The 19966-nt window shown below is 65.8% G+C and carries 19 protein-coding genes and 1 tRNA gene; 9 read left to right on the forward strand and 11 right to left on the reverse strand.

Annotation, left to right across the window (positions count from 1 at the left end):
• Positions 1 to 14 precede the first annotated feature (14 nt).
• The 4 genes from QFZ83_RS02420 to QFZ83_RS02435 all read right to left on the reverse strand — a co-directional run bounded on the left by QFZ83_RS02420 (position 15) and on the right by QFZ83_RS02435 (position 4163).
• Positions 15 to 2273 (reverse strand): bifunctional (p)ppGpp synthetase/guanosine-3',5'-bis(diphosphate) 3'-pyrophosphohydrolase, encoded by a 2259-nt coding sequence (locus QFZ83_RS02420; RefSeq protein ID WP_307502202.1) that lies wholly within the window; start codon positions 2271 to 2273, stop codon positions 15 to 17.
• A 93-nt stretch (positions 2274 to 2366) separates the two neighbouring features.
• On the reverse strand, positions 2367 to 2570 hold the full coding sequence (gene rpoZ / locus QFZ83_RS02425; protein WP_013543330.1) for a DNA-directed RNA polymerase subunit omega: 204 nt from the start codon (positions 2568 to 2570) through the stop codon (positions 2367 to 2369).
• Positions 2571 to 2601: 31 nt separating this feature from the next.
• A complete protein-coding gene (gmk, locus tag QFZ83_RS02430; protein ID WP_013543329.1) occupies positions 2602 to 3222 on the reverse strand; it encodes a guanylate kinase in 621 nt (206 codons plus the stop codon).
• A gap of 17 nt (positions 3223 to 3239) precedes the next feature.
• A complete protein-coding gene (locus QFZ83_RS02435; protein WP_013543328.1) occupies positions 3240 to 4163 on the reverse strand; it encodes a YicC/YloC family endoribonuclease in 924 nt (307 codons plus the stop codon).
• Positions 4164 to 4255: 92 nt separating this feature from the next.
• Between QFZ83_RS02435 and QFZ83_RS02440 the strand changes: the two genes are divergently transcribed.
• From QFZ83_RS02440 to QFZ83_RS02465, 6 genes are all read left to right on the forward strand, one after another.
• Positions 4256 to 5263: a serine/threonine-protein kinase gene (locus tag QFZ83_RS02440; protein WP_013543327.1), complete on the forward strand. Its 1008-nt coding sequence runs from the start codon at positions 4256 to 4258 to the stop codon at positions 5261 to 5263.
• A 4-nt stretch (positions 5264 to 5267) separates the two neighbouring features.
• Positions 5268 to 6173, forward strand: a complete 906-nt coding sequence (locus QFZ83_RS02445; RefSeq protein ID WP_013543326.1) for a PP2C family serine/threonine-protein phosphatase — start codon at positions 5268 to 5270, stop codon at positions 6171 to 6173.
• A 49-nt stretch (positions 6174 to 6222) separates the two neighbouring features.
• Positions 6223 to 6954 (forward strand): ribonuclease PH, encoded by a 732-nt coding sequence (gene rph / locus QFZ83_RS02450; RefSeq protein ID WP_013543325.1) that lies wholly within the window; start codon positions 6223 to 6225, stop codon positions 6952 to 6954.
• Positions 6955 to 7011: 57 nt separating this feature from the next.
• A complete protein-coding gene (rdgB, locus tag QFZ83_RS02455) occupies positions 7012 to 7611 on the forward strand; it encodes an RdgB/HAM1 family non-canonical purine NTP pyrophosphatase (RefSeq protein WP_307502211.1) in 600 nt (199 codons plus the stop codon).
• A 7-nt stretch (positions 7612 to 7618) separates the two neighbouring features.
• Positions 7619 to 8881, forward strand: a complete 1263-nt coding sequence (hemW, locus tag QFZ83_RS02460; protein WP_307502215.1) for a radical SAM family heme chaperone HemW — start codon at positions 7619 to 7621, stop codon at positions 8879 to 8881.
• 32 nt (positions 8882 to 8913) lie between these two features.
• Positions 8914 to 9001, forward strand: a tRNA-Ser gene (locus QFZ83_RS02465).
• 93 nt (positions 9002 to 9094) lie between these two features.
• Here QFZ83_RS02465 and QFZ83_RS02470 read toward each other — a convergent pair.
• The 6 genes from QFZ83_RS02470 to QFZ83_RS02495 all read right to left on the reverse strand — a co-directional run bounded on the left by QFZ83_RS02470 (position 9095) and on the right by QFZ83_RS02495 (position 14500).
• Complete coding sequence (locus tag QFZ83_RS02470; protein ID WP_307502217.1) at positions 9095 to 9997, reverse strand: universal stress protein; 903 nt, start codon at positions 9995 to 9997, stop codon at positions 9095 to 9097.
• Between the two features lie 121 nt (positions 9998 to 10118).
• Entirely contained in the window at positions 10119 to 10526 is a 408-nt protein-coding gene (locus tag QFZ83_RS02475; RefSeq protein ID WP_013543321.1) for a GreA/GreB family elongation factor, read from the reverse strand.
• A gap of 377 nt (positions 10527 to 10903) precedes the next feature.
• Positions 10904 to 11386, reverse strand: coding sequence for an arginase family protein (locus QFZ83_RS02480; RefSeq protein WP_307512612.1), 483 nt, complete (start codon positions 11384 to 11386; stop codon positions 10904 to 10906).
• 49 nt (positions 11387 to 11435) lie between these two features.
• Entirely contained in the window at positions 11436 to 11834 is a 399-nt protein-coding gene (locus QFZ83_RS02485; protein WP_307502220.1) for a hypothetical protein, read from the reverse strand.
• Between the two features lie 114 nt (positions 11835 to 11948).
• Positions 11949 to 13511 (reverse strand): amidase, encoded by a 1563-nt coding sequence (locus QFZ83_RS02490; protein ID WP_307502223.1) that lies wholly within the window; start codon positions 13509 to 13511, stop codon positions 11949 to 11951.
• Complete coding sequence (locus QFZ83_RS02495; protein WP_307502226.1) at positions 13511 to 14500, reverse strand: tripartite tricarboxylate transporter substrate binding protein; 990 nt, start codon at positions 14498 to 14500, stop codon at positions 13511 to 13513. Before QFZ83_RS02495 ends, QFZ83_RS02490 begins: the two co-directional genes overlap by 1 nt.
• Positions 14501 to 14652: 152 nt before the next feature.
• Between QFZ83_RS02495 and QFZ83_RS02500 the strand changes: the two genes are divergently transcribed.
• Entirely contained in the window at positions 14653 to 15564 is a 912-nt protein-coding gene (locus QFZ83_RS02500) for a LysR family transcriptional regulator (protein ID WP_013543318.1), read from the forward strand.
• Positions 15565 to 15619: 55 nt separating this feature from the next.
• On the opposite strand, the gene QFZ83_RS02505 is transcribed toward QFZ83_RS02500, so the two are convergent.
• A complete protein-coding gene (locus QFZ83_RS02505) occupies positions 15620 to 17812 on the reverse strand; it encodes a LamG-like jellyroll fold domain-containing protein (RefSeq protein WP_307502229.1) in 2193 nt (730 codons plus the stop codon).
• Between the two features lie 507 nt (positions 17813 to 18319).
• On the opposite strand from QFZ83_RS02505, the gene QFZ83_RS02510 reads away from it, so the two are divergent.
• Both QFZ83_RS02510 and QFZ83_RS02515 read left to right on the forward strand, forming a co-directional pair.
• Positions 18320 to 19063: a winged helix-turn-helix domain-containing protein gene (locus tag QFZ83_RS02510; RefSeq protein ID WP_307502233.1), complete on the forward strand. Its 744-nt coding sequence runs from the start codon at positions 18320 to 18322 to the stop codon at positions 19061 to 19063.
• A 69-nt stretch (positions 19064 to 19132) separates the two neighbouring features.
• A complete protein-coding gene (locus QFZ83_RS02515) occupies positions 19133 to 19885 on the forward strand; it encodes a winged helix-turn-helix domain-containing protein (RefSeq protein ID WP_307502237.1) in 753 nt (250 codons plus the stop codon).
• The last annotated feature ends 81 nt before the right edge of the window (positions 19886 to 19966 follow it).

Genomic DNA, 19966 nt, shown 5'->3' on the forward strand with positions numbered 1-19966 from the left:
CCGCCTGCTCTTCTTCAGGGCGCCGGAACCGTCCGCGCTGCGGTCAGCACCGAGGCGGTTCGTCGGGCGGCGCGCAGCACGGCATCGAGATGCGCCCGATCGCGCACCGCGATCACGAAGCGAAGGTCGGTCGAATCCTGCGGCGTCTCATCGGCCATTTCCACATGCGTGATGTCTGCTTCCGCATCCGCCAACGTGGCGGCTACGCGCGCCAGCACGCCCTTGTCGTTGCGCACGGTGATCACGACACCGGTCTCGAACGCGCGCGTTGGCTCGTCCGCCCATTCGACCGCGAAGAACCGCTCGCTGTCCTTGTGGCGCAGCCGCTGTCCCACGCCGCAATCTTCGGTGTGGACCACCAAGCCCTCGCCGTGACCGAGATACCCGACGATCTGGTCGCCCGGAATGGGGCGGCAGCACAGCGCAAAGCGCACCGAAGAGTTTTCGCTGCCATCGAGCGTGACCGCGCCCTGCGATACGGCTTCGTGCGGGATGAGGCGCTCTCGGCTCAGCAGCAGGGCATCGGGGCGTTCGCCCAACTCGGCCAGCAGTGCCATGAGTCGCTTGGCGACGATGCTTGCAATGCGTTTGCCAAGGCCAATGTCGGTCAGCAATTCAGAGCGGGTGCGGTTGCCGGTGAAACGCAGCAGCTTTTCCCACAAAGCCTGGTGCTCGTCGTCGTCCTCGGGCAGCTTGCCGAGACCTTCGGCGCGCAGCGCCTGTGCGAGCAGCTTTTCGCCGAGGCCTTCGGATTCGGCATGTGCCAGCGTCTTCAGGTAATGGCGGATCTTGGAGCGCGCCCGGCCGGTCCGAACGAAGCCGAGCCAGGCGGGATTGGGGGTCGACACGGGCGCCGTGATCACCTCGACCACGTCGCCGTTCTTGAGCTCGGTGCGCAGAGGCACCTGGTCGCCGTTGATGCGCGCGGCCGAGGTGTGGTCGCCGATGTTGCTGTGGATGGCGTAGGCGAAGTCGACCACGGTCGCGCCGCGCGGCAAGGCCATGATCTGGCTTTTGGGCGTGAAGACATAAACCGCGTCGGGAAACAGGTCAACCTTGACGTGGTCCCAGAATTCGGCGGCATCCCGCGTCTCGTCCTGGATGTCGAGCAGAGACTGCAGCCACTTGGTGCCCAGCCGGTCGTTGCTCGCCCCGTTTGGCTCGGCCGCCTTGTAGAGCCAGTGCGCCGCGACGCCGGATTCGGCAACCACGTGCATCGCCTCGGTACGCAGCTGGAACTCGACGCTCACGCCGGCCGGCCCCACCAGCGTGGTGTGCAGCGACTGGTAGCCGTTGAGCTTGGCGATCGCGATGTGGTCCTTGAACTTGCCGGGCAGCGGCTTGTACATCTGGTGAAGGATGCCGAGGCCGGTGTAGCAGGCGATGACGTTCGGCACGATCAGGCGGAAGCCGTAGATGTCGGTCACCTGGGCAAAGCTCAGGTGCTTTTCTTCCATCTTGCGGTAGATGGAATAGAGCGTTTTTTCGCGCCCGGCGATCCGCAACGTCATGCCGGCGGCAGAGAAAGCGGTCTCGACTTCTTTCTGCACCTTCTGGATCAGGTCACGTCGTCGCCCGCGCGCCTTGGCCACCGCCTTGGACAGCGTGGCGTAACGCCACGGCTTGAGGTGCCGGAACGACAACTCCTGCAGTTCGCGGTAGGTCTGATTCAGCCCGAGGCGGTGCGCGATGGGTGCGTAGATCTCGAGCGTTTCGCGCGAGATGCGGGCCCATTTTTCACGCGGCGCGTCGGCCAGCGTGCGCATGTTGTGGGTGCGGTCGGCCAGCTTGACGAGGATGACGCGCACGTCGCGCGCCATGGCCAGCAGCATCTTGCGGAAAGACTCTGCCTGGTTCTCTTCACGCGTATTGAACTGCAGCTTGTCGAGCTTGGTGAGCCCGTCGACCAGTTCCGCGACCGGGGCGCCGAAGCGCTCGATCAGTTCGGGCTTGGTGACGCCGCAGTCTTCGATGGCGTCGTGCAGCAATGCGGCCATCAGCGCCTGGGCATCGAGCTTCCATTCGGCGCATTGCGCCGCTACGGCGATGGGGTGGGTGATGTACGGCTCGCCGCTGTTGCGCAATTGGCCCAGATGGGCCTCGTCAGCGAAGCGGTAGGCGCGGCGTACCAGCTCGGTATCTTCGGCACCCAGGTAGTCGAGGCGCGCTGTCAATGCGGCAAAGCTTGCGGCGGCCGCGTTCAGCGCCGCCGGACTCGGCTTCGGCGTGCCCCCCGATGGGGCATGGGACTGATGTTTGGCGACCGCGCTCATGGCTACCACTTTAGCGTGACCGTTCCATGGGCGCGTCCAGACATAAAAAAAGCACCGCGTTGCGGTGCCTTTTCGTTGCAGGGCTGCGTCAGATCAGCCCGGCACCTTCTTGAGCATTTCGATGCCGATCTTGCCTTCGGCGATCTCGCGCAGGGCGGTCACGGCGGGCTTGTTCTTGCTCTCGATCTTGGGCGCGTGGCCTTGGCTCAGCATGCGCGCACGGTACGTGGCGGCCAGGACGAGCTGGAAGCGGTTCGGAATCTGAACCAGACAATCTTCGACGGTGATGCGGGCCATGATGGGTATCTTTCGGTCGGTGAGCAGGAGATCAGGGAATGTTCAGTGCGGCAAAGGTATCGGCACGTGCACGGCGCTGTGCGGAATACCGGAGCCGTTGAGCGTGGACAATCGCCTTGAGATCAAAAAGCGCCCGCTCAAATAACTCGTTGATTATAACGAAGTCGAATTCCCCGGCCCGGGCCATCTCTTCTGCGGCGTTTTTCAGGCGCAGTTCGATGACCGAGGCGCTGTCCTCGCCGCGCCGTTCGAGCCGCGAGCGCAATTCTTCCCAACTGGGCGGCAGGATGAAGATCATCACCGCGTTCGCAAAGGTCTTGCGGATCTGAAGGGCGCCCTGGAAGTCGATTTCGAGGATCACGTCGGCCCCCTGGGCGATCCGCTCCTCGATGGCCTTCTTGGAGGTGCCGTACCGGTGGCCGTGCACATGGGCCCATTCCACGAAGCCGTCGGCCGCAATCAGGGCGTCGAATTCGGGAGGCGAGGCAAAAAAGTACTCGCGGCCGTGCTTTTCCTGCCCGCGCGGCGGCCGCGTGGTGTGCGACACCGACGGCTGAACCGCCGAGTCGAGCTCCATGAGCGCCTTGACCAGGCTCGATTTGCCGGCCCCGCTGGGCGCGGCGACCACGAAGATGTTGCCGGGGTAGTCCATTCTTTCGCTCGTCGTCGTCATTCGATGTTCTGGACTTGTTCGCGCATCTGCTCGATCAGGACCTTCATGTCCACGCCGATGCGCGTGAGTTCCAGGGCTGCCGACTTGGAGCCCAGGGTGTTGGCCTCGCGGTGCAGTTCCTGGATCAGGAAGTCCAGGCGCTTGCCGATCTCGCCGCCCTTCTTGAGCAGCCGCTCGATTTCGTCGAGGTGCGAATTCAGCCGGGTGAGCTCTTCCGCCACGTCGATGCGGATGGCAAAGGCAGTGGCCTCGGTCAGCGCGCGGTCTTGAGCGGCTTCGGGCAGCGTGCCGCCCGTGCCGGCGGTCAGGCCCATGGCCTCTTGCCAGCGCTCAAGGAAGCGGTTGCGCTGCTGCTCGACCAACTGGGGCACCAGCGGACCGGCCTGCTGCACCAGAACGCGCAATTGAGCCAGGTGTGCATCGAGCATCTTGGCGAGGCGGGCGCCTTCGCGCTGGCGGGCGGACATCAGCGCTTCGAGCGCCTTGCCGGCCACGTCGAGCAGATCGGGGCCCCAGTCGCCGCGGGTGGCGCCGTCGCCGCCGGCAAGGCGGATCACGTCGGCCACGCTCAGTTCGCGCGCTCCGGGGAGCCAGGCCTTGATGCCGTCCTGCACCCCGTTGAGCCGCTGGAGCAGCTTGACGGAAGGCTCGACGACGCCCGCCTGGGCGGTGTTCTCGATGGCCGCGCGGACCTCGACCTTGCCGCGCTTGAGCTTGCCCGTGAGCAGCTCTCGCAGCGCCGTCTCATGCTGGCGCAACTCCTCCGGCAACTTGAAGGTGAGGTCGAGGAAGCGGCTGTTGACCGAGCGGATTTCTACCCCGAGCCGACCTGCGGCGGAAGGCCGTGCATCGGCTTCGGAGTGGCTGCCTGCGGACCCGTTCTGGCCGCTGGCGTAGCCGGTCATGCTGTAAACTGGCATTGCGCCTCACTGTGGTTTTTGCTTGCATGCACCGAGGCGTCGGTACAGCGTTCGCTTGCCGCACCATCGCCTTCGGGCGAAACTCCCGGATTATGTCAAAGGTCAAGCCTTCGCCCCTGTTGCCCGATACGGTCATTGGCGGTTACCGCGTTGTTCGCCGGCTTTCCGCAGGTGGTTTTGGTGTCGTCTATCTCGCCATCGACCCCAGCGGGCAGCAGGTGGCCATCAAGGAATATCTGCCGTCTTCGCTGGCCACCCGCGGGCCGGGCGAGCTGCATCCGCAGGTGCCGCCCGAAAAATTGTCCCTCTACCGGCTGGGGCTCAAGAGCTTCTTCGAAGAAGGCCGCTCGCTCGCGCAGATCTCTCATGCCTCGGTCGTCAGCGTGCTCAATTTCTTCCGCGAGAACGAGACCGTCTACATGGTCATGAACTACCTGGAGGGTGCGACCCTGCAGGACTTCGTGGTCACCGCGCGCGACCTCAAGCGCCAGAAGGTGTTCCGCGAATCGACCATCCGCTCGCTTTTCGACGAGATCCTGCGCGGCCTGCGCATCGTGCACCAGTACAAGATGCTGCACCTGGACATCAAGCCGGCCAACATCTTCGTCACCGACGACGACCGCGCCGTGCTGATCGACTTCGGCGCCGCGCGCGAAGTGCTCAGCAAGGAAGGCATCTTCATCCGTCCCATGTACACGCCGGGCTTCGCCGCCCCCGAGATGTACCGGCGCGATTCGTCGATGGGCCCCTGGACCGACATCTACGCCATCGGCGCCTGCATCTACGCCTGCATGCAGGGCTACCCGCCCAACGATGCACCCAAGCGCATCGAGAAAGACCGCCTGAGCCTGTCGCTGTCGCGCCTTCGCGGCGTGTATTCCGACAACCTCATCGAGGTGGTCGAGTGGTGCATGTCGCTCGATCCGCTCTCGCGCCCCCAGTCCGTCTTCGCGCTGCAAAAGGAACTGAGCCGCGAAGGCGAGCGCCGCTACACCAAGCTCACTGTCGGCGAGAAGGTGCGGCTGTCGTTCGACAACATCCGCTCCTTCGACAAGAAGAGTCTGCCCCGGGCTGCGGCCCCCACCACGCGCCCCGCATGACGCCATGAAATTCTCTGTCTTCCAGGTCAGCCGCAAAGGCGGACGTCTCAAGAACGAAGACCGCATGGGCTATTGCTACACGCGGGAATCGGGTCTGTTCGTGCTGGCCGACGGCATGGGCGGTCACCCCGAAGGCGAAGTGGCGGCCCAGCTGGCGCTGCAGACCATTGCCGCGCTCTACCAGCGCGAGGCACGCCCGACTGTGAAAGACGTGAAAGGTTTCCTCGCCGAATCGGCGATGGCCGCGCACCAGCAGATCATGCGGTACGCGAGCCACAAGGCGATGCTCGACACGCCCCGCACCACCGTCGTCGCGGCCGTGCTGCAAGGCACGAGCGCCACCTGGATGCACTGCGGCGATTCGCGCCTGTACGTCGTACGCGACGGCCGCCTGTTGACCCGCACGCGCGACCATTCGCACGCCGAGCGCCCAAAGCCCCAAGGTTCGGACATGCCGGTCAACCGCAACCTGCTGCTGACCTGCCTCGGTTCCCCGACCACGCCGCTGTTCGACATCTCGCCGCCGCTGCAGCTGCAGCGCGGGGATCGCATCATGTTGTGCTCCGACGGCGTGTGGGGCGTGCTCGACGATGCGCTCATCGTGCACACGCTTTCCTCCGGCAAGCCCGTGTCCGATGCAGCCCCCGACCTCGCTGAGATGGCGCTGCGCAAGGGCGGTGCCCACAGCGACAACGTGACCCTCATCGCGCTCGAGTGGGAGATGTCCGAAACGCTCGGCGAAGACCGCGGCATTTCCACCGAGACCATCGACGACGGCGTGTTCGCCTCGACCATCCAGGCCGGCATGCCCTCGGACGGCGAGATCGAAGACATGGACGAAGACGCCATCGAGCGCTCCATCGCCGAGATCAACGAAGCCATCCGCCGTTCGGCTGCACGCAAGACCTAAATTCCGGGTCGCGCGCCGTTCCCCCTTTTTCCTTTTCGAGCTTCCAACAATGACTGCTTTCACCCGAAGCGGCGGCCGTGCCGCCGACCAGCTGCGCCCCGTTCGCATCACCCGCGGCTTCACCATTCACGCCGAGGGCTCGGTGCTCATCGAGTTCGGCCAGACCCGCGTGCTGTGCACTGCCTCGGTGGAAGAGCGCGTGCCCCCGCACAAGAAGGGCAGCGGCGAAGGCTGGGTGACGGCCGAGTACGGCATGCTGCCGCGCGCCACCCACACCCGCAGCAGCCGCGAGGCCGCCAAGGGCAAGCAGACCGGCCGCACGCAGGAAATCCAGCGCCTCATCGGCCGCTCGATGCGCGCCGTGTTCGACCTCGCTGCCTTGGGCGAGCGCACCATCCACCTCGACTGCGACGTGCTTCAGGCCGATGGCGGCACCCGCACCGCGGCCATCACCGGCGCCTTCGTTGCTGCACAAGACGCGGTCAACAAACTGCTGGCCGCTGGCACGCTGAAAGCCTCGCCGATCAAGGGCCACGTGGCTGCCATCTCGGTAGGCATCGTCGGCGGCACGCCGCTGCTGGACCTCGAATACACCGAAGACTCGAGCTGCGACACCGACATGAACGTCGTCATGACCGGCGCGGGCCATTTCGTCGAAGTGCAGGGCACGGCCGAGGGCGTGGCGTTCACGCGCGAAGAAATGAACCTCCTGCTCGGCCTGGCCGAGAAGGGCATCGGCGAGCTCGTCACCCTGCAGAAGCAGGCCTTGCAGCCGAACTGAAATCCTCCCAGCTACTGACGTCCGCGAGCCGGGCGTCACAGCCACTTTGATCGATCCATGAAACTGGTCCTGGCCTCCAACAACCAAGGCAAGCTCGCCGAACTTCAGCAACTGTTCGCGGCGTTGTCCGTCACCCTGGTGCCGCAGTCGGCACTGGGCGTGGGCGAGGCTGAAGAACCCTTCCGCACCTTCGTCGAAAACGCGCTCACCAAGGCGCGCCACGCGAGCGCCGCTACGGGCCTTCCGGCCATCGCCGACGACGCGGGTCTCTGCGTCGATGCCTTCGGCGGCCTGCCGGGCGTCGACACCGCGTACTACGCCACGCAATTCGGCTACGCCAAGGGCGATGCCAACAACGTGAAAGCGCTGCTCGAACAGCTCGACGGCGTCGTCAATCGTCGCGCCGCGCTCGTCAGCACGCTCGTCGCGCTGCGCAGCCATGACGACCCAGAACCGCTCATCGCCGTCGGCCGCGTGGTCGGCGAGATCGCGCTGGCGCCCATCGGCGACAACGGCTTCGGCTTCGACCCGGTGATGTACCTGCCCGCCTTCGGCAAGACATTTGCGCAGCTCACGCCCGAGGTCAAGAACGCCAACAGCCACCGCGGCCGCGCGGCGCAGGCGATGCTCGCGTTGATGCGCGAGCGCTGGCTGTAGGCCGCAGATGGCCACCGTTTTCCCGATCAAGCCGGCGCAGCCCACCGGCGCGCCGCAGGCCAACGACGTGCTGCACTGGATGCGGCCCGGTCCGCTGCAGCTCGCGGCGTTGCCGCCGCTGTCGCTCTACATCCATCTGCCGTGGTGCCTGCGCAAGTGTCCGTACTGCGACTTCAACTCGCACGAATGGCGCGCGACGAGCGCAGCCGATGCGGAGGGCATCCCCGAGGCGGCGTACATCGATGCGCTCGTGGCCGACCTCGATGCCGCATTGCCGCTGATCTGGGGCCGCACCGTCCACACCATCTTCATCGGCGGCGGCACGCCCAGCCTCTTCTCGCCACAAGCCATCGACCGCTTGCTCGGCGACGTGCGCGCGCGCCTTAAGCTCGCGCCCGATTGCGAGATCACGCTCGAGGCCAACCCCGGCACCTTCGAGCGCAACCGCTTCCGCGCATACCGCTCGGCGGGCGTCACGCGCCTGTCGGTGGGCGTGCAGAGCTTCAACGACGAGCACCTGACGGCCCTGGGCCGCGTGCACGACCGCGCCCAGGCCATCGCCGCGGTGGAGGAGGCCGCGAGCGCCTTCGACACCTTCAATCTCGACCTGATGTATGCGCTCCCCGGCCAGACGCTCGAGCACCTCGAGGCCGACCTGTCGCAAGCGCTGGCGCTCGCGCCGCCGCACATCTCGGTCTATCACCTCACCATCGAGCCCAACACCTGGTTCGCGAAATTTCCGCCGACGCTGCCTGAAGACGACATCGCCTACGCGATGCTCGACCGCATCACCGAGCGGACCGGCGAGCACGGCATGTTGCGCTACGAGGTGTCGGCCTATGCGCGCGAGGGGCACCAGTGTGCGCACAACCTCAACTATTGGCAGTTCGGCGATTACCTGGGCATCGGTGCCGGCGCACACAGCAAGCTGAGCTTTGCGCACCGCATCGTGCGGCAGGTGCGGTATCGCGAGCCGCGGCTGTACATGGAGAACGCGCGCGCGGGCGCGGCCGTGTCGCAGAGCGACGAGGTGTTCCTGGCCGATTTGCCCTTCGAGTTCATGCTCAATGCACTGCGATTGAAGGCGGGGTTCACGCTGCCGCAGTTCAGCGAGCGCACCGGGCTCGCGATGACGTCGATCCAGCGCGGGCTCGAAGAGGCGGAGCGCAAGGGGCTCGTGGCGCGGGACCTGTTTCGCGTATGGCCGACCGAGCGCGGGCTGGACTTTCTGAGCGATCTGCAGACGCTGTTCTTGCCCGACGGGGATTGAGGCATCGCCGTCGGCATAAAATCCGCGGTTCCGGAGAGTTGGGTGAGTGGTTTAAACCAGCAGTCTTGAAAACTGCCGACGAGAAATCGTCCGTGAGTTCGAATCTCACACTCTCCGCCAGAATCAATCCCTGGCAGTTTTTTGAAAGTCCCGTCGCAGTCCATGCGCCGGGACTTTTTCATTGGAGGCAAGTCCTCTGCCCGGACAGCCCGCTCAACCTCGCGCTCGGCCTACCGCCATTCCCCCAGGAAGCCGCTTCGCAGCGTGCGCACCCGATGCGCTTCGGTCGTCGTGGGGCACCACCAGCACGTCGCTCGCGCAGTCCCGGAGCACGCTCTCCGCCACGCTTCCGAAGAAGAAGTCGATGGCTGCGGATGAGGGGTGCTTGCCGACCACGACGAGATCGGCAGCGCTTCGCTGCTGCTGCACCAGGACCTGCCGTGCCGGGCTTCCCTGGCCGATGGTGGACAGCACACGGTTGCGGCGCGCATCGAAGGAGTACTTCAGCGAGAACATGCGGTCTTCCGCGTGGCTACGGCACTGCGCGCGGTATGTCTTGATGGCCATCTCGGACACTTCTGCGTAGCGAAGCTTTCCCTCATTGGCAGTGCTGATGGCATGGAAAAGTTCGACCCGCGCGTCCCCGTTGAGCGCGAACCCGAGTTCGACCAGGCGGCCGGACGCCTTCGAGAAATCGACCGCCACGACGAGGCTGCGATAGGGCCCGCTTGGCGCTGCGCGGACGACGAGAACCGGACGCCGGCCCTTTCGAAGAATGCCCGCGACGGGCTGGCCCATGAAGAGCGAGCGGAGCCCTCGCACCGGCGCCATGCCCCAGACGACGAGGTCGGCGCATCCAACTTCGGGAAGAAGGTCCGCGGGGTCGAGGGCGATTCGACTCCTCGGGCGCACGCGGATGTCATGGCGTTGGCCGAGCTGCAGGGCGTGGTGCGCGAGTCGGCACACCGCATCGGCGGGAGGCGTTTCGCCGGGCTGCGCGAGATAGGCGAGATCGAGCGTTGCGTTGTGGCTCGCGCACAGGTGGGCTGCGCGGGAGAGCGCGTGGTCGCCCAAGGTGGAGAAATCGGTGACGGCAAGCAGGGAATGAGGAGTCAAGGCGATGTGCTTTCAGAATGGCTTGCGCCGCGCCATGCGGGGGCGCTGGCGACCGCACCGCACGCGCGGTGCAATGGGAGGTGGCGAGACGAGGGGAACAGGGGGCCGCGGGGCGGCCCAGCTACTTCTGGTAGTCCCCAGTGGCCTCGGGCTGGAACAGGACGGCGGCGACTTCGGCCGCGCAATCGTCGCCATTCGGCGTGTGCCACCTCGCGATGTCTCCGACCCTCAAGCCCAGAAGGCTGCTTCCTACCGGCGAGAGCACGGAGATGAAGCCGGCCGCGGGTTCGGCATCCTTGGGAAAGCAGACGGTCAGCGTCTGGCGTCGGCCGGTGTGCACATCGACGAGTTCTGCGCGCGAATTCATCGTCACGACGTCGCATGGCACGGCGCGCGAACTCATCACTTCCGCGCTTGCAAGCAGGTCGGCCAGATGGGCTGGAAGAAGGGCGCGCCCGGGCAGCAGTTTGCTCAGGCGGGCGAAGTCAAGGTCGGTGAGCGTGCGCTCGCCGTGGATCGTTGCATGCATTGGACGCACTCCATCGAATGCGAGCGCCGTCCCGGACCGAGGGACGGCGGCCGCTGCCGCGCAAGAGCTGGTGCCCGGCGGTGGATGGTTGCGCTGAAAGAGGAGAGGAGCGGACCGCCGGGCTTAGGAATGTGCTGGCGTCAGCTGACGCCGCGCGCGCTTGGCGACTGCACGCGCAAAGGTCGCTGCGAGAAGCAGCGCGGCCAGTGCGGCATGGGTGCAAACGAGGGCGGTGGTCATGCGGAGAGTCTAGGCCGTGATCGCCGCCGCGCTGCCAATGGCCTCACGCTTCTTGCCAGATTGAGGCGTCGGTGCACCGGGAGTGCAGAACGTGTGATCGCGGCACTTCCGCCCCGGTGATCAGAGATCGCCGGAATTCAACATCCAAGCGCTGCGACCAGCACATTCGCCAACCCACGCCCTGCCTCGCCGCCCCCATCAAGACGCGGGTTGTAGATGGTGATCTCGAGCCCGACCGCCTTGCCGCTCGCCAAGGCAATCCGGAGCGCGGTCCCCAGTTCGTTCCACGACAACCCGCCCGGCACGCGGAAGTCGACGGCCGGCATGAGGGCGTCGTCGAGGCAATCGGCGTCCAGGTGGATGAAGAAGCCATCCAGTTCCTCTCGCGTCAGGTGGCCGATTGCTTTGCGCGCAGCGGCCTCGATGCCCATCGCGCGCACGGCTGGCAGGTCGATCGCCTTGAGCTCTTCGGGAAGCGGCTGGCTTCCGTACGCATGGCGCCTCCGTAAGCGACTGCTTTTTGCGGAGCAGGTCACTGTCTCGATGCTGTGACCTCTAGCCCGCGGACGAACGCCCATGCTAGTCGGCATCGCAATTCGGCCGCAACCCTGGAGCGCCATCGTCGGCGACTGCGCCAGCAAAAACCGCGGCGCGTGCCCAGCATCTTTCTCATGCGACTTCGCTGGCCTCCGCCCACAGCTTGTTGAAAAAGGACTCCCGCGTCCTCTCGAAGACAAGCCTCGAATGCAGTCCGACGGCCGATTCGATCTGCGTCGTCTTGCCGAAGTCGGTACTGGAAACCCAGACCGTGTCCGGCGCCACGAGCACCGCCTTGGCATTGGTGTTGCGATGCAGGGCAATGCGCACATCGGGGAAGCGGCGCTTGAGCATGCTTGCCTCCCTGTGCGCATCGGCGTTGGCAATGATGAATATGTCCCGCGGGCGCTTTCCCAAGATCTGCGAGATGTAGTCCGGCTCCGGAAGTGAGCCGGTCATGATCAGGATGGGCCCGACGATGCGCGCGATGTGGGAGAGGCGCCTGCTCCAGCTGTTGGCGCTGATGGACATCTTCGCGTCCTCGCAGGAGAACGCGAATCCAGAACTATCGTCACTGAAAACCATGGGTGTTGTTTCGAATCCTTGTCCTTGAATGGCCTGCTTTCTCCAATCCGCCGCGTGCTTTCAGACGACGGACACAGCAGCACTAGCAGCAGATGCAACAGACCTCCCACCGCCCGGAAACACCGGCGGCGTCTTGACGATCGATGTCAGCGCGGGATCGGCCGCGCGCAGCGCAGCCAGATCGGGCCGCGGGCGGCGCAGTTGCGCATGGGCCGAGAAGGCTTCCTCCATCGCCCGTGCCGCGCCCAGCACCTGGTGGTCGGCTCTAAAGCCGCCCACGATCTGCAGACCGAACGGCATGCCGGCGTGGTCGAGCCCGCAGGGCAATGAAATGGCCGGGTGCGTGGTCAGCGTGACCACATAGGTGAGCGCCAGCCAGCGGTAGTAGTTGGCTTGCTGCTCGCCGTTGATGTGGCCGGCGTACAGCTGCGTCCATGGAAAGGGCGACACCGGCGTGGTGGGCGACAGCACCAGGTCGTAGTCGGCGAAGGTCGCTTGAAAACGCTTGATGAGCCGCGTCTGCTCGGCCTGCGCCCAGGCGCTGTCGAGCAGGCTCATGCGCGCGCCCATCTCGTAGTTCGCGCGCGGGTTGGGCCCCAGGCTGTCGGGGTCGCGTTCGTAGGCCGTCTGCATGCCCGCCACGAAGGCTTCAGCGCGCAGCACGTCGAAGCAGCGGTGCGCCTCGCCCATGTCGAAATCGACCTTGTCGCAGCGGCGAAAGAGGTGCTGCATGGCGCTGATCTTTTGCCGGAAGGTGGCGCGGATGCCGTCGTCCACGGCGCAGGTACCGAAGTCTTCGGTCCACGCGACGCGCAGGCCGGCCAGGTCGACCTGCGCGGGCGCGAGGAAGGACATCGGATCGAGCGGATAGCTCAGCGGGTCGCCCGCATGCATGCCGGCGGAAGCGGCCATCTGCAGGCACGCGTCTTCCACGGTACGGCCCATGGGGCCGACGACCGAGATGGGCGTCCAGCCCAGGGGCTTGCGCACGCTGGGCACGATGCCCGGCGAGGGCCGGAAACCCACCACGCCGCACTTGGCCGCCGGAATGCGGAGCGACCCGCCGGTGTCGGAGCCGGTGCACACCGGCAGCATGTCGCAGGCCAGCGCGGCCGCCGAGCCACCGGAGGAGCCACCGGCATTGAGGTTCGGATTGAAGGGGTTGCCCGTGGCGCCCCACACGTCGTTGCGCGAGTTGGCGCCCGCGCCCATCTCGGGCACGTTGGTCTTGCCCGCCACGATGGCGCCCGCGCGGCGCAGGCGCGCCACCAGCTCGATGTCCTCCGTGGGCACGTGGTCGCGGTAGATGGGTGAACCCCAGGTTGTCAGCAGGCCTTCGGTGGGCTCGAGGTCCTTGACGCCCAGCGGCAGGCCGTGCAGCAGGCCGAGCGTGTCGCCGCGCATCACGGCGCTTTCCGCCGCCGCGGCTTCGGTGCGCGCGCGCTCGAAACAGGTGGCGGTCACCGCGTTGACGAACGGGTTCACGCGCTCGATCCGCGCGATGCACGCTTCCAGCAGATCGACGGGCGAGATGACTTTGCTGCCGATGAGGCGACGCAGTTCGACGGCGGATTTCTCGACGAGCTCCGAGCCGGCGGCAGGGGAAGTGTTGTTCAGGTTCATCAGTCGGCGGTGATGTTCGCGCGCGCCGCAACGGCGCGCATCAGGGGCAGTTCCCGGTTGATGAGTTCGCTCGACGCGGCGGCGTCGCTGAAGGCCGGCTCCAGCCCTTGGCCCATCAGCTTGGCGCGCGTGTCGGGGTCGGCGATGGTCGCGGCCAGCGCCTTCTCCAGCTTGGCCTTCACATCGGCGGGCAGGCCTTTCGGGGCTGCCAGGAGCAGCCATGAATCCATGTCGACGCCGGCGTAGCCGCTCTCGGCGAACGTGGGCACATCGGGCAGCAGTGCCGAGCGCTTTGCAGTGGTCAGCGCAATGGCCTTGATCTTGCCGTTCTTGAGTTGCGGGATCGCGGCACTTACCGTGTCGATGCTGAACGGGATCTGGCCGCCCATCAGGTCGGTCATCGCAGGGGCGCTGCCCTTGTAGGGCACGTGCGTCATCTTCAGGCCCGTCGCGTGCAGCATGGTTTCGCCGGCGAACTGCGCGGTGGTGCCGGTGCCGAAGGAGCCGTACGAATACTTGCCCGGCGAGGCCTTCACGTAGTCCACGAACTGCTTGACCGTCTGCACCGGTACCTCGCTGTTCGCCAGCAGGATCAGCGCGACGCGCCCCGCAATGCCGATCGGCTCGAAGCTCTTCACCGGGTCGTAGGGCAGGTTGGGGCGGATCGCCGGGTTGACGGTGAATGTGGAGCCCGAACTGAGCAGCAGCGTGTAGCCGTCGGGCGCGGCCTTCGATACATAGCTGGCCCCGACCACCGTGCCGGCACCCGCGCGGTTCTCGATGACGACGGGCTGGCCGAGCTCCTTGCCGAGGCGCTGCGCGATCACCCGCCCGTTGACGTCTGTCGCACCGCCCGGCGGGAAGGGAATGACCAGCGTGACCGGGTGCGTGGGAAAGCCCGCGGCGGTGGCCAGCGCGGCCAGCGGCAGGGCGCCAAGGCCGAGGCCGCACAGCAGTGCCATGCGGGTCATGAACGGGAGATGCTTCATCGTGAACTCCTGGTGTTTCGGCGGGAATCTGGGGGAGGGCGGATTCATCCTAGGAGCGTCATGCCGGTGTCACAAGCGCAATGTTTAGAATTCTTCGTTGCCGAATCGGCAATCGATGTCGTCCGCATGTCCCCGCGCCACAGGAGAGATTCATGCAGCTTCGTGCCTTGCAAGAGACCGCCGTGCGCTACTTTCTCGAGGTCGTGAAAACCGGCTCGGTGAAGGAGGCCGCACTCAAGCTCAACGTGGCGCCCTCGGCGGTGAGCCGGCAGGTGGCGCGGCTGGAGCGCGAGCTGGACACCCTGCTCTTCGAGCGCCATGCGCGCGGCATGGAGCCCAATGCCGCGGGCGAGTTGCTGGCGGCGCATGCCAAGCGGGCGCAGCAGGAGATCGAGCGGGTCGCGAACGACATTGCCAGCCTGCGCGGCCTGCGCAGCGGGCATGTGCGCGTGGCGAGCACCGAGGGCTTTGCCTTCGACTTCATTCCCACGCTGATCGCGCACTTCCGCCGCAAGCACGAGGGCATCCGCTTTCACCTGGAGGTCTGCTCGCTCGCCGATATTTCCAGGCGGGTGCGCGATGGCGAAGCCGACGTGGGCGTCACCCTCAGTGCCGTGCCGGAGGCCGGCATCGAGATCGAACTGCGGCACCCGAGTCCTGTGCTGGCCTTGATGGCCAAGGGCCATCCGCTGGCCGCGCAGCGGCAGCTGTCGTTGCGCCAGGTGGTGGCGTATCCGCTGGGCTTGCCGCAGGAAGACAGCTCGATACGCCGCTTGCTCGACGCCAGCTGCACGCGGCAAGGGCTGCGCTATGCACAGGCCATGTCGAGCAACCATGCGAATGCGTTGCTGAGCTTTGCGGCGGCCGGTGGCGGCATCGCGTTCTATGGCGCGCTGTCGATACGCACCTTGCTGCAGAGCAAGGCGCTGGTCGCCATTCCCTTGAAAGACCGCGAGATGAACGAGCGGCACCTGCAGATCGAGACCATGGCGGGTCGCTCGCTGCCCGATGCGTCAAAGGCCTTCGTGCGGTACTTGGTGGAAGCGGTCCAGGCCAGCGGGTGACGACGGCGCGGTCTCGCGGTATCGGACTGGAGAGCCGGCCGCGCCGAATATCAGGTCAACCGGCCTTGCGTGCCGTCAGCCATTGCGCCGGCGCGAGCGCCCCGGCCACCACGCGCACTTCGCCGATGTTGCCGAAGAAGCCATCGGCGCGCGCACCGTCCCACGAGCCGCCGCCCACCACCCAAGGCGAGGTGGCCGACAGCGTGGCAAGCCCCGGAACGGCCGCGGCATTGCGCAGCACCGGTGCGCCTTCGACGTACATCGTGGTGTCGTGCGACACCGGATCGTTCACGATCGCGATGTGCACCCAGCTGTCTGCAAGCACCTCGCCCGACCAGTTGGCCTTCGGCGCGCGGGTGCCGGCCGGACTCGGCACCACTTCCCACTGCACCTCGCGCAGGCTCGAGATGGCGAACAGCATTGGCGGCGATTCGCCGTCGCCGCCCGAGTAGCCCGCGAGATCGCCGCGGCGGCCATCGCGGGTCATGATGTTCATCCATGCCTGTTTGTCGCTGGTCCAGCTCTTGTCGATCTTGACGAAGGCCTCGATGGTGTAGCCGCTCTCCAGCGTCTGCGCATTGATCGGCGCCGTCGCGTCGGTCAGGAAGTAGCTCAGGCGCGGCGTGTTCTTGTTGGTGTTGAGGAAGCGCACCGAACCCGGTGCGGCCGAGAGGTGGTGGCGATCGTCGGTCCACACAATGTCGCCATCCGCCGCGCCCAGCACGCCACCCTGGTTCAGTGCATCGCGATGCAGCGGGTTGGTCCCCGTAACGTCCGCGATCACGGTGCCCGGCAACACCGGCTGGTTGACCACGCCGCCGAAGAAGCGCCAATGCGCCAGCGTGTTCGCCACCTTCGGGTAATCGTCGGGGCTGGTGGCGGGGCGCTGCGCCACCGTGGCCGGGTCCGTGTAGTTGGCGAGGATCATCGCGCGCGCCTGGTCGACCAGCGAGCTGTCGATGGTGGCGCTGCCCGTGCCGAAGCTCTTGTTGAAGCCCGCGAAACGCTGCGCGAAATCCATGTCGATGACGAAGGCCTCGTTGGGCGTGGTGAGCACGGCCTGGTCGAAGCTGTTGAGCGTGGCGGCTGGCTTCTGCGGCACCCACGGCGAGAACGACAGCACCTTGATCTGCTTGTTCGTCAGGTCGAATTCGTAGAGGCGCATGAGGCCGTTGCCGCCCTGGTAGGCCATCTGGTAGTCCACCACCATCTCCTCGACCTTGTGGCCGAAGTCGTTGGTCTTCGTGAGGTGCGCGGCGCCGTGGTGATGGCCGTTGAGTGTCGTGAAGATCTGGTCGTTGTCGCGGATGAGCTTCTCCCAGATCATCTTGCCGTACTCGGTTTCCAGCGGGCTGGTGCCGTCGGCATCGATGTTGAGCAACTGGTGGTTCACCAGGATCACGGGCAGCGTCGGATTCTTCGCGATCACCTGGCGGGCCCAGGCGATGCCCGCGTCGGAGATGCGCCACGACAGCGACAGCACCATGAACTTCTGGCCCTGCGCCTCGAACACGTGGTACTCGTGGAAGCCGCTCGCATCGCGCGCACCGAAGGTGGCCTGCTTCTTCGCACGCTCGGCGCCGAACCACTGCAGATACGGCTCCTTGGCAGGATCGCGGCCGGCATCGGTGCCGTCCGTGGGGTTGAGGGCGTAGTCGACATCCCACAGCACGTCATGGTTGCCGGCGAGCACGCTGTAGGGCAGCTTCGCGTCTTCGAGCACCTTCATGGCGGCATCGGCCACCTTCCACTGGTCGGGCTTGCCGACCTGGTCGACCACGTCGCCCAGGTGAATGGTGAAGGGGATGTTCAGGGCTTTCGCGTTGGCGGCGATCCATTTCGTCTGCGCCGCGAAGGGCGCGCTGCCGAAGCGCTTGTCGTACTGGTCGCTCTCGGCGACCGTCGCGTAGCGGGCATAGAACTGCGTGTCGGGCATCACGGCCAGCGCGAAGCTGGAGATCTTTGCCGCGGCCGGTGGCGCGGTTGCGGGCGCTGGAGGTGCGGGCGCGGGGGCGGGCGCAGGGACCGGCAAGGTCCCGAGCACGGGCAGGCCTGCATTGCCACCGCCCCCACCACCGCACGCCGCCAGCAAGGCGCTGCTGCCGCCGACGGTCAGGAGAGACGCACCGAGCTTGAGCACATGACGGCGCGGGGACGCGTGCAATTCCAGGTTGTGCTCGGTGTTCGATGCAGCGGGTGCGGCAATGCGCGGCGCGCGAGGGCCGCGCGAATTGTTGGAAGCAGACATGGAAAGTAGGGCCAGACGTTGCGAAGCGCGCAAGCGTAGAAAGCGTCGATGACGTTTCCATGTAGGACCGATGACAGGTTGTTGGCCGCCCGCTGCGTCGAAGGTTTGGCCGATCGATCCGATGCAATGGCGCAGCTTTGGAAACGTCGACTTCCCGACCTAGGCCTTGGCGCTCTATCGAACCCTCGGCCCCTCTGGTGCGAGCGCTCCACAGGCCCGGTAAGAAAGCATCGCCGGTGCGCAACGACGTGGCTGAAAGGCGTACGTCATTTCATCGATTGCATGGATAAGTGAGAGGCTTAATCTCATTCTTCGATGCAATGAAGAAAACACCCTGCGAAGGGGCCGATCTTCATCGTGGCGAGAGGGGGTGCGGGGTGGCGAGGGACGATGATGGATTAGGTCAACGATCTGCCGCAAACATATAAAAGCACGACAGCTCCTCCTGGCGCTGGAACAGGAGAGATCGTGCGACTTAATGTTTCCCAGCTTCCTTTCGAGACCGCCTTGAGCGGCTCCTTTCTCGGCGCCGGCCATGCGAGCGCTGTCCAGATCGATGACGAGATCGATCCCCTGCGCATCCTGCTCATCGACCACCAGTCGACCCAGTGCAAATCGTTCAGCGAGGGCCTGGAGAGCAACGGATTTGCCATCGACATCGCGACCGGCGACAACGCCACCGCGAACGCGGCGCTCGCGGAAGACTACGCACTCATCCTCCTGAATTCGATGCGAACCGGCCATGCAGGATTCAGTGCCGTCCAGGCGATCCGGCGCAAGACCGATGCGCCGCTTCTGGTCCTGACCGAACGCGACAGCGTGGCCGCCCGCATCGCGGGCCTGGAGCTGGGCGCGAGCGACTACCTGGTCAAGCCCTTCTCGCTCTCCGACCTGCTCGGGCGCGTCACGGCGTTGGCCCGTCGCCCGCGCGTGGTGCGCCAGCCGGTGCTGCGCCTGGGCGATCTGGAACTCGACGAACGCACCACGCGGTGCACCCGCGAGGGCGTGGAGCTCGATCTGACCCGGATGGAATTTGCGTTGCTGCTGGTGCTGCTTCGCAGCCAGGGCGAAGTGCTCTCCCGGCAACAGCTCTCGCAGCGCGTGTGGAACAGGGAATTCGACGGCAAGAACAACGCCGTCGACGTGGCCGTGCTGCGCCTGCGCAACAAGCTCGATGCACCGTTCGAGAAGAGGCTGTTGCATTCCGTGCGCGGCGAGGGGTATGTGCTTGAAGAGCGTCCCGGCGCTTGATCGCGCATGTCACGCGTTGCTCGAAGTCTTCGTGGGCGTCAGCTTGCAACCAAGTCTGGAATGCTGTGAATGAGTGAGCGGCAGAACCTGTTCATCGCGCTGTATGACAGCGATGGCGTGCGCAGTGCCGCGCTGGAGCGCCGGCTGAGTGCGATGGGCCACCATGCCGTCGCATTCACCCATGAGGACAACCTGCTGGAATTTCTGGAAGAGCACCAGCGCTTCGATCTGCTTCTGGCGCCTTTGCAGAACGGCCTTCCCAGAAGGGTTCTTGCCGGCGGCAGTCATGCGCAGGGGATGCCGGCGCTCCTTCTTGTCGAGGGTGCGCAGTGGGGGCAGCTGCTGCTTCGCAACGAAGACGCCGAGGCGGTCGATGCCATCGAGTTCGACGCTTTGCGAACGACCAACGACGAATTGGAGTGGCGCATTCGCTCGCTGCTCGCGCGAGCGAAAGGGGGCTCGGCGCGATCGGCCCGGGTTCCGGAACTGGCCTGGGGCGAATACCGGTTCGTCGTGCACCACCGCATCGTGCTGCATCGGGGGCGCGAGATCTTTCTGCAGCCGCGCCAGTTCGACTTTGCGCTGGAACTGTTCCGCAACATGGACCGCGTGGTGACGCGCGACTGGCTCTGGAATGCGCTGTGGAGGTCTACCTCCCGCCGCACCTCGCGGGGGTTCGATGTCTGCGCCACCAACGTGCGGCGGAAGCTCGCGCTGCACGAAAAGAACGGCTTCGTGCTGAAAGCCGTCTATGGGCAGGGCTATCTGCTGTCGAAGTGCGTGGACGTGCAGGACGAGGTTGGCCAGCCCGGCTCCTGTTGAGCGATTGGCGTGCAATAGCGCGCCGGGGCAAAGTCTTTTTGCGCCCGAGCAGCGTCATTATTCTTTGAATAAAAAATAATT

The sequence above is a fragment of the Variovorax sp. W1I1 genome (assembly GCF_030815625.1).
GTDB lineage: Bacteria > Pseudomonadota > Gammaproteobacteria > Burkholderiales > Burkholderiaceae_C > Variovorax > Variovorax paradoxus_C.